Here is a 15828-nt window from a genome sequence, read left to right as displayed (position 1 = left end):
GGTCCTGAAGAATCGACCCCTGCGCAGCGGGGGTCTAATAGGTGAGAAAATGATTGCAATGCAAAAACGACCCCTGCGCAGCGGGAGGTCGCATATATGAGTGGGCGGTCGAATATGTGAGGAGGTCGCACAGATCTTCAAATAAAAAAGGCTGCCTTTTTTTGAGACAGCCTTTTTTCAAATATCATTTTCTCTATTTCACAATAAATTCCTGTCGCCCCATCAGGTAATCATCGGTATACACCTCCAGCATGTGCTGTCCTTCATCGAAATCAGAACCTTTTTCATATTCGAAGGTGAGTTGCTGACGTGAATTATCGAAAAGAATTTCCTGGCTCGCCGTGAAAAACTCCTCTTTATTGTTCAGCATAAACGTACCTGAACCCCGCTCGATGTCAAAGATGATCTGTCCCGACGGATCGATGATACGGATAAGAATATCTTTCCCCTCGATCGGAGCCACATTGTTTTCTGCAATGTTGAAAACAACCTTTAGCTTTTCAATTTGATTTTGCCGGAAGGGTGATTCTTTTTCTTTACCCCGACGATTCAATGCCAAAATCTGAATATTTTCAGCTTTCAATTGCGAAGCGATATTTACTTTGGAGATAAGTTCCTCCTTGGTACGTGTTATCGTGGTTATGCTGTCGGATAATTCATTCTTTTCTGTTTTTAAGGTTGTATTCTCGGTAAGAAGTTCTTCATTGATTGACTGAAGTTTCTGGATTTCTTCATCTTTCGCCTTCAGTAACGTTTCATACCCGGAAACCTTCGCCTGCAATCTGCTCAGATCCCTTCTGTTTCTGGTTTTTGTGTCAGAAAGCTCCTGTTCAATTTCAGCTTTTACCCGCTCCAGTTCCTCGACGTCTCCACCCAGTTCCTCGATTTCAGCAATTTTCTGATCCAATTCAGCCCGAATGTCGGTCAATCGCTGCATTGTAACAGCCAATTCTTCCTCGGTAGAGGCCTGTCGGTTCTCTAAACTTGTCTTTTCCTGGTGATCCAGGTAGATTTTAACACCCTGTACAATGATGATGATTCCAAAAATTATCAGCAATATGAGATAACGGTTGCTGTTTTTAGGTTTCTCCGGAGGTTTTACAATATGTTCGGCCATGTTGATTCGTTGTCTATGTTGATTACGTAAAATTATCGTTAATTTATCACAAGTCAATATTTTGTTCAATACTTGTATGGAAACAAGCAGTTTTACAACGGAAAATTACTGGTCTGAACGGTACAGAGGGAATGATATCCCATGGGACACAGGTGGGATAACAACACCGATTAAGGAATATATTGATCATTTACATGATCGCGGGCTTCGCCTGCTAATTCCGGGTGCGGGAAGCGGATACGAGGCAGAATATTGCATGCAACAGGGATTTGAAAATACATTCGTCATTGATATCAGTGCCGAAGCACTTCAGAGACTTCAGGATCGTTGCCCGGAATTTCCTGAAGAAAAACTGATTCATGGTGACTTTTTTAGTTACACCGGTGAATTTGATCTGATCCTTGAACAGACGTTTTTCTGTGCCCTTCCACCCGTTCTCAGATCATCCTATGTGGCAAAAATGCATGAGCTGCTCGTTCCGGGCGGGCATCTTGCCGGAGTACTTTTCGATGATCCCCTGTATGATGATCATCCGCCTTTTGGCGGAAATGAGAGCGTATATCGTAGCTATTTCTTTCCTACCTTTGAGGAAAAGATCATGGCCCGATGCTACAACTCCATTGCGCCAAGAAGAAACCGTGAGTTATTTATTGAACTTCGTAAACGAAAAATAATCGGAGGCTCCACTACCTAATGCATATCATTTCCTATGACCTCAGAAAATAAACCAACCCCAGCAATTGTAAGCAAAGCCGAATCATTTGTGCTTGATCTTTTTCGCAAGGAATTGAGTCCTGAAATGCATTATCATGATACAGCACACACCACGGAAGTTGCGGAGGTTGCCGGACAACTGGCAGATGAACGGCAACTTGAGGAGGACGACCGCGAAATGTTATTGCTTGCAGCATGGCTGCATGATACCGGATTTACACGGAGTTATGACGGCCATGAAGAAAAGAGTGTTGAAATCGCCAGGCGATTCCTCACAGAACATTCTTATGACAATGAAAAAATGGCCCGTGTCCTTGACCTCATACGAAGTACATCCTACACAGCACCGACCGGGACCAAACTTGCCGAACTCCTTCACGACGCGGATCTTTCCCACATGGGCAGGAAGCGTTTTTTCAGAAAGGGAGAGCTGCTCAGGATTGAACTTGAAAATATTAAAAAGGAGAGCTGGAGTGAACTGGAATGGGAAGAGAAACAATATGAGTTTCTTACCAGGAATGATTTCCTGACAAAGGAGGCGAAGGAAATATTCGGGCCTCGCAGGGCCAAAAATATTAAGAAACAACGGGAAAATATTCTGAAGGCGCGAAAAGTAACTACCCGTAAGAAAACGGGTAAGGATTTTGGTCGCGGGATTGATACGCTGTATCGGTCCAATTATCGAAATCATATTAATTTCAGCGCCATTGCTGATGGAAAAGCCAATATGATGATCAGCATAAATACAATTCTGATCTCGGTAATCGTGACTCTATCGGGCGCGAGCCTTTCTGTTGAAAGTTTTACAGTAGAAAGATTCCGTTATACGATTCCAATCCTTGTTTTATTACTCGGATCCCTCTGTTCGGTGCTCTTTGCGGTACTTTCTGCCCGTCCGAAGGTTACGGAGAAGAAAGTTGATATGTCGGACGTGAAGGAAGGCAAGATATCGCTTCTTTATTTCGGGAATTTCCTTGGTATCCCGAAGAACGACTTCATGGCGTACCTGAGCAAATTGAAAGAAGATCAGCAGCGGCTATACGACAGCATGTCGATCGACCTGTACAATCTGGGTGTTGTCCTGAAAGAAAAATACCGGTTACTATCCATCTCCTATAACATATTCATGACAGGCCTTACCGTCTCAGTTGTTGCGTTTATCGTAATTTTCATTTTCACCAATGCCACTCACTAACCGATGGATCGTTTTTATTCTTTTTATCCTTACAGGCGCAGGATGTAAAGTTATTCGTCCGTCTCATAATGAAAGTGTAAAGCAGCCGGTTCTCGACCGGAAAGCTGATCAGGTTATCGTTAAGCCAGGCAGTATGTACCAGGCAGGAAAATTTAAGCGGTTCTGGCTGGGTGATCATTACAGAGATGTATGGGATACACCTGTGCAGGTTCCGGTTCTGAATTTTGAACAGAAACTTGGCGGACTTGAAATACTGGAGGAGGGCGGCGGACAGCAAACACTCTCCCTTAAGGTGAAAGCAGCAGACGGTAAATTTTATGCCTTGCGTTCCATACAGAAAGATCCATCGCCTACATTACCCTTGCCGCTGCAATATAGTTTTGCCGATGATGTGGTGCAGGATCAGATTTCTGCCTCGATGCCTTACAGCGCCCTGGTCACGGCCAGGCTTGCTGAACAGGCAGGACTGCTGCATACAAATCCTGAACTGGTATATATTCCGGATGTTGCGCTACTGGGGAAATACCGTAAGGATTTCGGCGGTGTGCTTGCGCTGTTGATCGAGGACCCTGATGAGGACTGGTCGGATTATGAAGATTTTGGCTTCACCCATAATGCAGTGAGCACCCAAACAATGATCAGGGAATTGCGGGACGATCATGACAGCAGGATTGATGAGTACCTGTTTCTGAAAACACGTCTTTTCGATATCTGGGTAGGAGACTGGGATCGTCATGAGGGGCAGTTCCGTTGGGGAGAGTTTGATATAGACGGTGGTATTCTGTTCAAGCCGATTCCTGAAGACCGTGATAATGCATTTTTTAATTTCGATGGTGTTATTCCCTGGGTTGCCAACCGGCAGTGGGCTATTCGAAAATTTCAGGACTATCAGAATGACATCCGTGATATTGCTGGTCTTAACCTGAATGGTTCACCGCTCGACAGGCGGTTTTTGTCAGCTCTTGGCAAGGAGGAGTGGCAGCAGGCTGCCCGGGAACTCAGGGCTCAATTCAGCAATGAATTCATTGAACAAAGTGTTCAACTCATCCCGGAGCCGGCATATGCACTTATCGGTGAGGATATTGCTGAAACACTCATTATAAGAAGGAACCGGCTCGAGGAATTTGCGCTGCGTTATTATTTGATTCTCGCCCGTAAAGTTGATCTTACAGGAACGGATGAAAGTGAACTTTTTGAAATTCTGCGTCTGCCGAACGGTGGGTTGCAGGTGGAGATTTTTACTTCCGACAACGATGGCGAAAAGGGTGATATGATCCTTCGCCGCATTTTCGATCCCGCAGAAACAGAGGAGGTCAGGTTGTTTGGAATGGGTGGTGCAGATTATTTTCGCATCAGCGGAACTTCGGAAAAGCCGATGAAACTTCGTTTGATTGGTGGCGACGGAGAAGATTCATATGAAGATAATTCCAACAGCCGTGAATGGCGCAAGACCATCGTAATCTACGATACGCAGGATGGTAATTCGATTGATGCCGGCCCAGACGCCCGGATTGAAACCACGGTGAATAACCAAATTGTGCGATACGATATGAATGCATTCCGGCATGATCGTATTGCGCCGACCGTTAACCTTGGTTTTAATACGGATGACAAATTTTTTATTGGGGGAGGGGTTGTCTATACCCGGCATGGGTTTAATATGTATCCCTATCAGAGCGAACATCGCGCTTCTTTCAATGTAGCTCCCTACCGGGACGCATGGGAGTTTAACTACTCCGGAGATTTTGTAAATGTGATCCGGCAAATGGGTATTAACATTGAACTAACAGCTCAGTCACCCCGTTTCTATTCGAATTTCTTTGGATACGGGAATTCCACAACTGTAAATGCGCGTAAATCGTATTACGATGTATACTACAACAACATCCGCCTCTTTCCGGGATTTACCGGAAGGTTGGGTGATTCCTTCATTAAACTCGGGCCTGTATTTCAAGTGGTGAATGTAGACCGGCGCGACGGAACCTATCTTAGTGACATTGCCGAAGAGCTTCCATCCGATGTATTCAGGAAGAATACGTATGCTGGCATTGAAATGCGTGCCGATGTGCGCAGCATAAAAGATGTGCATTATCCCCGAAATGGTATCCGCTGGCTGACCGAAATGCAGTGGCTGGCTCAAACCAATAATAATCAAAGTGAAGTTGGACGTATCAATTCAGAGATCAGGGGATATTATACCCTTGATAAGCAGATTCCGGTAACTTTTGCAGCCCGCCTGGGAGGCGCCTCCACAACCGGTGATTATCAGTTCTATCAGGCCAATACGATCGGTGGTAATCGTGGATATAATTCCCAGGGAAATGTCCGCGGCTATTACCGGGACCGGTTCAGTGGCAGAAGTACGATGTATCAGAATCTTGAGGTACGTGCCAGTTTGTTGCGCCTGCCATTTTATTATGTTCCATTCGAATTAGGTGTGCTGGCACATTTTGATTCCGGCCGGGTTTGGTCGGATTTGCCGGAAGATTCAGACTGGCATTCTTCCTGGGGTGGCGGACTGTATTTTCGCCCATTCGGGGTCCTCGTTGCAACCCTGGTTTACTCACATTCTGCTGAAAATAATGTGGTAAATCTGAACCTGGGATTTATGTTCTGATATTTATCGGAAGTATCCCACAAATCTGAAATTTTCTAAACTATCGCGTTTTTTTATATGTTCTTCTTAAAGACGGATGGAAAAATTTTTCCACCAAAATATAATTTTTATGACCAAAGGAGAGCAAGAAATGAGACTGTATTATAATTCCGAAAAGAAGAAAGATCGTGAGGTACTTGGTTACGCACAATCGTTGAAGAAAATTGTCGTGAATGAGAGGGATATTAGTAAATCGAACCTCACAGAACGACAGTTGAAGGAACTCGCCGATACAATAGGAGAGCCGGTGGAAGAGATGATGGACAGGAATGATTCGCTCTATATGGATAAAATTGCCAATGGCAGTTTTACCGAAGAGGATCTTCTCATGCTGATGAGTCAAAACCCCTCCTTGATTGATACGCCGATCGCTGTAGTTACCGATTTCGCTTATCCGGTTGCTTCGCCGTTCGAACTCATTCCAAAAGATCTTTCAATCGAAGGTGTAAAATCACGAAGGGCCAACGTTTTTGAAAGCAGCAATTAACTGGTAAAACCGTATGAATTCCTGTATCTTTTGATCGTAAATTGGTTACGATGAAAGAAAAATTAAATGAATCATTTCAGGATTTCTGGGATACAACAATAGCAGCAGCGCCCTCCGTATTGGTAGGTTTGATTCTTTTCAGTATCCTCATGCTGATCGGCTGGGGTGTGTCGCGCCTGATGCGAAGGAGGTTGTTGAAATATTCGGAGGATGTACTCCTGATCAATTTTACTACGAGGGCGATCTGGCTGATTTTCTTTGTCTTTGCTTTCTTTGTTTTTCTGAATCGGGTTGGCCTGGGAGATGCCGCCAGTGGATTACTGGCAGGTGCAGGTGTAAGTGCTCTGATCCTTGGTTTCGCCTTTAAGGATATTGGTGAAAACTTTGTGGCCGGATTTTTTCTTGCATTCAGCCGGCCTTTCGGTATTGGAGATATCATTGAGGTCCAGGATAATACAGGAAAAGTGGCGGGGATGAATTTTCGAAATACACACATCCGCACCTTCACTGGCCGCGACATCTTTCTGCCAAATGCCCTCTTACTTAAAAACCCGCTCGTAAACTATACGCGGGATGGATTGTTGAGACATGATTTTGTAATCGGACTGGATTACGGTGATAACATCGCCAAGGCAATCCGGGCGGTGATGGAGGAACTGACAAGTAACGGGAAAATTGTACAGGAATCAGATTTAACACCGTTTGTTGTAATTCAGGATTTTGCTGTGAGCACCATCAATCTAAAAATTCACTTCTGGATCAACACCAAAGACTTCCTGGGTTCCATGACGGTACTGAAAAGCGAAATCATGGGACAAGTGTATGACCGGTTGAAAAAAGATGGTTTTAATATGCCCGCTGATATTGTGGAACTGAAGATTTACCAGGAAGGAAGCCCCATTCCTGTGATGATCTATGAAAAGGATATTCCAAAATCATGATTAAGATTTCTGCTCACATCCGAAAGTTTTTCAGAAAGATTCTCAGCAGTATTGCCTTCTACCCAAGTGCTATTGCCTTGTTATTCCTGATATTCAGCCTTGTCATGGTTTCTATTGAGTATAAACCATTTCTCGTGCCCCTTCGCGAATTTCTGGATAATCTGCTCGTTAAGGGCCCTGAAAATGCCCGTCTGATTTTAGGAACGTTGATGGGCAGTCTGATTTCACTGATGGTCTTCAGCTTTTCGATGGTTATGGTAGTTTTGAGCCAGGCTTCATCCACCTTATCACCCCGTGTTATACCTGCACTGGTAGGGAAGAAGTATCATCAGGTCGTACTGGGTGTCTACCTGGGTTCAATTGTCTATTGCCTGATCCTCATCACCAATATTCATGTAACACCTGAAAAGACCGAAATACCTTCACTGGGAATCCTTATAGCAATTTTTCTGGGCATCACTTGTCTCGGAATGTTTATTTATTTTATCGATTCAATTTCCAGATCGATTCAGGTGGATACGATCATGGAGGAAATATTTAACGGAACCAGGTCGAAAATGCGATCTGTGGATAATCAGGACGAAGAGGATATCGATTTACCGGAAATGGATGGGTGGAAGGTTATACTCACCAAGGAGACAGGTTACCTGAAGCAAATACATGTCCCCAGCCTGAAAGCCATTGCGGAAAAAGAATCGATTAAAATTGCCGTTGTAACCAATCCCGGTTTTTTCCTGGTTAAAAATTATCCATTTATCATGGTTGATAAACCGGTAACAGAAGATATTGAAAACAAGATACGCACCGCGTGTACTTTCTATGCTGAAGAACATGTAGGTGATCACTATCTTTTTGGGTTTAAGCAGATATCTGAAATTGCCGTCAAAGCCCTGAGTCCGGGAATTAATGATCCGGGAACGGCAGTCAAAGCCATTGACCTGCTCAGCATCCTTTTTATCGATCGGATGAATCTGCGGGAAAAGCTATACGAAACGGGTTCAGACGGACAGCCGGTACTATACCTTCCGGAGGTATCACTGGACTATTTGTTGTATCATAATATCATGCCGATCAGAAAATACGGTGAATCCGATGCCGCAGTCATGTTCAATATTCTTGAATGTCTGAAAAATCTTATTTATGCAGACAGCTCGCAGAAGGGATATGAACGGGTTCTGGTGAGATATATTTCCGACTTACGTGAAACGATCGTTGCTAATAATTTTACCCCACTGGACCATGAGCAATTCAATCATCTCATCTTCAAAATCAATGAACACCTGAAATATTCCGATCCCATCCAGATGTTGTAACCGTTATGAACAGGTAAATTGATAATTTTATAAAAATCATTGGAATCACATGGTTCCTTAAAATAAGACAATCGGAATGTCGGCAAAATCAGTCTTAAGAAAAGCATTGCGGATACTGCTGAAAGTAGTCCTGTCCGTGCTTTTTCTATTGATTTTGCTGATTTTGTTATTGCGACTTCCATTTATGCAGAACTTCATTACCGGGAAGGCGCTGAATTATTATTCAGAACGTGTAGATACCGCTGCATCCATTGGAGGGATTTATCTTGATTTCCCATACAGTCTTGTAATAAGAGACCTTTATCTTGAAGATCAGCAGGCCGATACACTTTTGTTCGTCAGTAAGGTAAAAGCAGATGCAGACCTGCTGGCGTTATTGAAAAACCGGATAAAACTAAATGAAGTAAGGGTCGAGGGGCTGAATGCGAATGTTTACAATACCGGAAACAACCCTGATTTTAATTATCAATATATTATCGATGCATTTGCCGGAGAATCTCCAAAAGAGCCGGAAGTTCCGGCGGATTCAACTTCCGGCATGGATTTCATCCTCGGCGGTGTGAGTATTTCCAATTCGAAAGCCGATTACCTGGACCGGTATCATGGGATTCTCATCAGTGCCGATATTGGGTCACTGGAAGCAGAGGCAGGCACATTTGACCTGGATAGTCCGTATATCGACGTAGACTACCTCTCGCTGCAGGATACGCGTGCATCGGTTCAGCTCAGGGAGGCGCATGCTTTTGAACCCGATACGACCGAAAGCAAACCGTTCAATCTTGGAGGCAATTATGCTGAAATCCTGAATACCACGCTTAATCTTGAAGTTGAATCTGCCGGGTTACAGATGAAAGCGGATGTTGGGCAATTGCAGATTGATGTAGACTCACTGGATATTAACCGGCAGATCTATCTGGGTAAGCGGGTTGTACTCAGTAATTCGACCGTATCGATGGATATGTTCGATGTTTCTGATGGGAATCTTGCAGATACCTTAGTGACAGACGAACCTCTTAAAATGATTGCAGGAAGCCGTAAGGTGGTAATGTCCAATAATAAATTCAGGCTGTATGATCACTCGGTTGAACCTGTTCCGGGCTTTGATCCCGCTCATCTTGATTTTGAAAAGATTGGGCTTCAGGGTGAAGGGCTTCGCTTTGAAGACATGTATGTGCAGGGGGAAATTACCAGGCTCACCGCGATTTCGAGTGATATCGCTCTGCGTCAGGCTGCTATGAAATTCAGATATGGAGATACAGAATCCTTCGTCAAAGACCTGAACATACAGACGGATCAGTCTTTGATCAATGGCAATATTGTTCTTGGATATCGTTCCATTGATGCGTTATTGGATCTGGATCCTGAAATGACTGTTGATTTTTCTCTTGTATCGACCAGGCTGGGCACCAATGATCTTTTTTATTTCATCCCGTCACTCCCTGACCAGGTTCCCTTGAAAAGAGATTCAAAAATTGAAATTCAGGGATTAGTGAGTGGTAAGGTGGCAGACCTGAAATTTCAGAATTGGAATGTCGCCCTTACGGGACTTGATATAAGTCTGCCTCGGGGGGAGATCAGGGGAATTTCAGATCCGGCTTCAGCACGTTACGTAATTCCGAAATTAACCGTGAATACGACTGCCGGCGCAGTGAGAATGTGGACCGGTGATTCACTTATTGATAAAAGCATCAGTATTCCGGATCAGATCAGGCTGGTGGCGTCCTTTGATGGCAGCATGAGTAAATTCAAGACCAAGGCAGATTTGAAGACCAGTAAAGGTAACGGGATGGTAAAAATGGACTGGCTCATGCCTTCAGATTCGATACCGGTTTATGCCGCCGACATTTCCCTGGATTCGCTGGACGTGGGGTTAATCCTGGGCAATGATGACATTGGCACAATTACCATGACCGCCAACGTGGAGGGTCGCGGACTGTCTGAAGATGATATGATCGGAAAGCTGAAACTGGATGTGCCCTATGTACGCTATGCGGAATATGAATACCGCGGCTTAAAAGCAGAGGGTGACATCATCGGTTACAGCTACAACGGAACCATTGATTACGGAGATGATAACCTCGCCTTTAACTTTGATGGGCTGGTGTCAATGCCATCGGCCGGAGGCAGGCAGAAATTCACCCTTGACCTGGAAAGATTGGATTTGGAAGCCCTGGGTTTTTCCGACAGGGAATACAAGATCATTGCAAAGGTAAATTCAGATCTCACAATTCTGCCATCCAATGATCTTACAGGCAATTTTGCCATCAGTGATTTTTATGTGAGAAAGGATGAGGATCTGTTTAATATTGATTCTGTTGAGCTGAATGCTTCACTTGAAGATTCTATCAGAACTATTTCGCTGGACTCACGCTTTCTGCAAGCCTCAATTCAGGGATCATTTGCTATTTCACGGATCGGGGAAGTCCTAATCGATCACCTTGGCCCATACTTTAGTGAAAAGGAACATGATCGTACCTCCAATGATTTTTTCGATTTTGAGATCAATGTCTCGGATCCTGATTTTATTGCCAGTGTTCTGCTTCCTGATTTGAATTATTTGCGGATGGAGCCAATTACCGGTCATTATCGTGCTGAAGACACGGAGCTGGATATCCGGATGAAAATTGATACTGTTTCCTACCTTGGACTGGCAGCCGATTCTATCGGGTTGTTGGTTTCTTCAACCACCGAGAAATTTACCGGGGATTTGAAGATACGGGAATTGGTCCAGGGACCGGTCGTAATTCCAAATACATGGATTCATGCAGCGTCAGGAAACCATCTTATGGATCTTGAGGTTCATTTCCGGGATAAAAACCGGCTGGATAAATATGTCCTGGCGGCATCCATGACAAAGGTTGATGATTTCACCCGTTTACAAATTGATCCGGATCGGTTGATGCTCAACTATAACCAATGGAGTGTTCCGGAAGACAACCATATAGACCTGCTTAGCTCGGGTATATGGTTCGAGGAGCTGGAAATGACTTATCTGGATAAATTGCTGGCCTTCAGGTCTTCGGCGACAAATGGCGATTCCATCACCTCATTTGTGGCAAACAATATTCAACTTGGTGAACTAAGCCGTTTCAGTACTGACTCGTCTTCGCTGGTCAAGGGTTTGCTTGACGGTGAAGTTGATATTCGTGGAGGTGTTGGATTGCCGGGAATTACGTCGCGGTTATCAATTACTGATTTTAACCTGATGGGTGAACCTCTGGGAGAGTTGAAGTTTTCGAGCGGTCCGGGAGAAGGAACGAGCTACGGGGTTGACATGTCAATTCGGGGAACAAATAATGACGTTCGGATTGTGGGAGGCTATGATACTCAACAAAGCTCAGAAATAAGTCTGGATGCGGAGATACGGCATTTAGCCCTGAAAGCGCTTTCAGTATTCACAGCAGAACAAATAACCGATGTTGATGGTGCAATATCCGGAAAGCTCGGTATCAGCGGCACTGCAGGCAAGCCGCAAGTGGATGGTTTCTTTGAATTTGAAAATGCCGGATTCAAGGTGACCTACCTTCAGAATTTTCTTAAAATTGACGACCAGCGGATCAATATTTCCAACAATACATTTGCCTTTAACAGGTTCACCATTCGGGATGAAAAGGATCATGAGGCTGTTTTGAATGGTCAAATATCAACGCGGGATTTTTTCCTTTATCGATTTAACCTGGAGGCAACTACGAACAATTTTACGCTGGTAGATTCTAAAAAAGGTGACAATGACCTATTCTATGGTAATTTGAAGGCGACCAGTAATGTAAAAATTACGGGTAATTCATACCTCCCCAAAGTGGATTTGAACTTGTCACTTTCGGACGACAGCTATTTTACTTACGTCATTCCAGAAGAGACCATTGCCGAACAAATGCAAAATCAGGTGGTAAGGTTTGTGGATAAGGATCTGAAAGAGGACAGTTTCATCATGAGATCGGAGCGGAAAGACTCACTGCGTAGTGCGATTCGCGGTATACAACTGAATGCTGCGATTAGTGTATCCCGGGAAAATCAGCTGGATATTGTAATAGACCCCATCACGGGTGATATGCTTTCACTCAAAGGGGAGGCCCTCTTAAATCTGGGCATAAAGCCCTCCGGAGACATTAATCTCACCGGCAGGTTTGAGGTAGCTGAGGGAAAATACAGCATGAATTTTTATGGATTGGTTCAACGTGAATTCAGCATACAGTCAGGAAGCTATGTACTCTGGACTGGTAATCCCTATGCGGCTAACCTGAATGTGACAGCGATTTATGAGGTTCGCGCTGCACCGGTACAGACAGAGAACCGGAGCAAGCTTGACTTTGAGGTCGGACTGATTCTTCGGGGCGAGATTCTTCAGCCAGATATATCATTTAAACTTGCGTTAGCTGAAGACGCACCGGCGCCAATCTCTGTTCAGTCATGGGTTGCCCAGCTCAACCAGGATGAGGCTGAATTGAATAAGCAGGTATTTGGATTGTTGATCCTGAATGGATTCTTCGACGAATCAGGAAGCACCAATGGGTACGACAATATAGCCGCCAACACGGTACGATCCAGTGTTTCGAGTCTGCTTTCAGGTGAGCTGAGTAAATTGTCTGACAAGATCAAGGGTGTTGAATTGTCACTGGCAATTGATTCCTATGAAGATTACAACAAGCAGGGAGAGTCGATGGGACGCACGCAGCTTGAACTGGGAGTATCCAAAAAGCTATTCGATGACCGTGTAATCGTTAAGGTAGCAGGAAATTTCGATCTCGAGGGATCCAGTTCTTACCGGAATAATGTTTCTGATTTTTCTGGTGACATCCGGATTGAATATCTGATTACTGAGGACGGACGTTACAGGCTTGTTGGATTCCGGGAAACCAATTATGATGACCTGCTGCAGGGAGAAATTATTAAGACGGGTGCCGGGGTAATTTTTGTTCGGAATTATGACGCGCTAAGCGAGTTGTTCAAAGGAACCAAAAAAGGAAAAGCCGACAAATGAGATACATATTTACATGGTGGCTCTTTGCGTTAGCAATAATTGGGGTTAGCGGTTGTTCGGCTAATAAGTATCTCGCTGATGGTGAAAAATATTATGAGGGTGCATCCATTGAAATTGTAACGGATGAGGATGTTCCCAAGCAAGACATAAATGAGACGAAGGAAGACATTGAAGAGGTTTTCTCACTGGATCCTAATCTTAAAATTCTGGGTTCCCGGCCACGGGTATGGTTTTATCACCTGGCTGGAGATGTGACCAAGGAAAAAGGCTTCAAACACTGGATGAAATTTAAGCTCGGGGAGGCACCGGTTGTGCTCGATCAGCATGATCGTGTAAGAACGGCTAACCTCGTTAAGAACAGGCTTACTTCGAACGGCTTTTTTCAGTCCCGAATTATAACTGAAATAGATTCGGGGCGTCATAAAGCTTCCGTAAAATATACTGCCGAAGTGATTGAGCCATACCGCTATGACAGCATTGCACCCTATGAGCCCGATTCGATAGTATTGGTCCGGAAGATCAACGAACTCCAGGATAATACAATCCTGTCGCCCGGCCAACGATATAATTTCAACAAATTGCAGGAGGAACGTCTTCGACTCGAAGGAGCGCTGCGCAACGGTGGATATTACTTTTTCGATGATCGTTATATCATTTATGAGGCCGATACGACTATTGGAAACAGGAAGATAAATCTGTATCCGGTATTTAATGATGATATGCCGGCCGTGGCGGGCGAGATATACAAAATTGGAGAGGTAAATGTCTACGCTGATTATGACTGGGCTGTCAGGGACAGCTTATCGAATGGGGATGTGCTGGATACTGTGGAGATTGAGAATGTCCGTTACATTCGGAAAAGGGATAATTTTAAACCCAATGCAATCGTATCACATGTCAAGCTGAGACCGGGTGATATTTACAACAGAAACCGGGAGTTGATTACCCTGAACAGGATGATACAGCTGGATGCCTTTCATTATGTAAACCTCACTTTTGATGAAATGGGTGATCACGAGCTGCGTGCAAACTTGTTCTTATCTCCACTGAAGAAGAAATCGGTTCGGGTGTCCGTGGAGGCTGTCACTACGTCAAATAGTTTTGTTGGCCCGCATTTAACCGGATCTTTCCTCAACCGGAATTTCCTGGGAGGAGCCGAGCGATATGAATTGAATTTAACCACAGGGTATGAATGGCAGTTCGGCGGTAAAACAAATCAGGGGTTAAGCAATTATGAATTTGGAATTGAGAATGTTCTCACCGTACCGCACCTGATCCAGCCATTCAGAATACGCTACAATAACGCCCGGTATATTCCAGAAACCAAATTTAAGCTTGGGGCCAAGGCACAGAGACGTGTAGGTTTTTACCAGTTGAATTCCATCAATGCAAATTATGGATTTGAGTGGAGGGAGACAGCTACCAAACGACATAAGCTATATCCGGTATCATTAAATTTCATCGACCTGGCCCGTACTACCCCGGAGTTTGACTCCCTGCTCCTCAATGATCCTTTCCTGGCGCGGAGTTTTGAAGAACAGTTCATTATTGGTTCGAGCTACAGTTATTATTTCAGTTCGCAGGAAGACAAGAGCAGGGCACGAAAACGACACAATTATTATTTCAACGGCAACATCGATCTTTCCGGAAACCTGATGCGCCTGGGTCAAAATACGTTTAATCTGGGTGAGAAAAACGAGAATGGAAGCTATACGCTCCTGGGGCAGCCTTATTCCCAATTTGTTCGGTTAAGCATCGATTTCAGGCACTATCTCGATTTTAAGGGAGATAACCGGCTTGTTTCACGCTTTACCACAGGGGTGGGTTATGCGTATGGCAACTCTTTGACCTTGCCCTACACCATGCAATTTTCGGTGGGAGGGTCCAGTAGCCTCAGGGCTTTCCGCGCCCGCTCGGTAGGTCCTGGTTCCTTCCGGCCTGATTCCTCCATTACCTTTATCGATCAGACCGCCGATATAAAGCTTGAGTTCAATGTGGAATACAGGTTTACTATGTTGGGTGCGCTAAAGGGAGCTTTCTTTGTTGACGCGGGAAATATCTGGACGCTGCGTGAAGACGAGCAGCGCCCGGGAGGTAAGTTTGAATGGCGCAATGTTTTACGGGAACTTGCTGTCGGAACGGGATTTGGAGTCCGTTACGATTTTCAGTTTTTCGTAATTCGCCTGGATATGGGCATACCCTTCTTTGTGCCGTATGAAATTACCGATGAGGAAGGTAATCCCGACTTTTTCCGATGGAAGCCTTTGAACAGGGAATGGCGTAAACAATATATGATTTGGAACCTGGCAATCGGATATCCCTTCTGATGAATTTTGCGCCGGGAATATCTTGCGGTTGCTGCGGGCCGGAACACCGATAATGGCAAATATTTATTTATACAAATTCTAAATAATGCCGAACCTG

Annotated in this window: 9 protein-coding genes; 8 read left to right on the top strand and 1 reads right to left on the bottom strand. The window is 44.5% G+C overall.

Annotated elements, in window-relative coordinates; genetic code table 11:
• Positions 1-193: 193 nt before the first annotated feature.
• Positions 194-1117, bottom strand: coding sequence for a chromosome segregation protein SMC (locus tag LDX50_RS02160; RefSeq protein WP_225696758.1), 924 nt, complete (start codon positions 1115-1117; stop codon positions 194-196).
• A gap of 76 nt (positions 1118-1193) precedes the next feature.
• Here LDX50_RS02160 and LDX50_RS02155 point away from each other — a divergent pair, with 76 nt between their 5' ends.
• The 8 genes from LDX50_RS02155 (at position 1194) to tamL (ending at position 15731) form a co-directional block, all read left to right on the top strand.
• Complete coding sequence (locus tag LDX50_RS02155; RefSeq protein WP_225696757.1) at positions 1194-1811, top strand: methyltransferase domain-containing protein; 618 nt, start codon at positions 1194-1196, stop codon at positions 1809-1811.
• A gap of 15 nt (positions 1812-1826) precedes the next feature.
• Complete coding sequence (locus tag LDX50_RS02150; RefSeq protein ID WP_225696756.1) at positions 1827-3026, top strand: Pycsar system effector family protein; 1200 nt, start codon at positions 1827-1829, stop codon at positions 3024-3026.
• Positions 3013-5643, top strand: coding sequence for a BamA/TamA family outer membrane protein (locus LDX50_RS02145; protein ID WP_225696755.1), 2631 nt, complete (start codon positions 3013-3015; stop codon positions 5641-5643). Before LDX50_RS02150 ends, LDX50_RS02145 begins: the two co-directional genes overlap by 14 nt.
• A 109-nt stretch (positions 5644-5752) precedes the next feature.
• Entirely contained in the window at positions 5753-6169 is a 417-nt protein-coding gene (locus tag LDX50_RS02140) for an arsenate reductase family protein (RefSeq protein WP_225696754.1), read from the top strand.
• Positions 6170-6219: 50 nt separating this feature from the next.
• Complete coding sequence (locus LDX50_RS02135; RefSeq protein ID WP_225696753.1) at positions 6220-7110, top strand: mechanosensitive ion channel family protein; 891 nt, start codon at positions 6220-6222, stop codon at positions 7108-7110.
• Positions 7107-8423, top strand: coding sequence for a DUF2254 domain-containing protein (locus tag LDX50_RS02130; RefSeq protein WP_225696752.1), 1317 nt, complete (start codon positions 7107-7109; stop codon positions 8421-8423). The genes LDX50_RS02135 and LDX50_RS02130 overlap by 4 nt, the downstream gene beginning before the upstream one ends.
• Positions 8424-8499: 76 nt before the next feature.
• A complete protein-coding gene (locus tag LDX50_RS02125) occupies positions 8500-13404 on the top strand; it encodes a translocation/assembly module TamB domain-containing protein (RefSeq protein WP_225696751.1) in 4905 nt (1634 codons plus the stop codon).
• Complete coding sequence (gene tamL / locus LDX50_RS02120) at positions 13401-15731, top strand: translocation and assembly module lipoprotein TamL (RefSeq protein WP_225696750.1); 2331 nt, start codon at positions 13401-13403, stop codon at positions 15729-15731. The genes LDX50_RS02125 and tamL overlap by 4 nt, the downstream gene beginning before the upstream one ends.
• The last annotated feature ends 97 nt before the right edge of the window (positions 15732-15828 follow it).

The sequence above is a fragment of the Fulvivirga sedimenti genome (assembly GCF_020328055.1).
The sequence above is the reverse complement of the archived record's forward strand: the minus strand, read 5'-3'. Positions and strand labels throughout refer to the sequence as shown.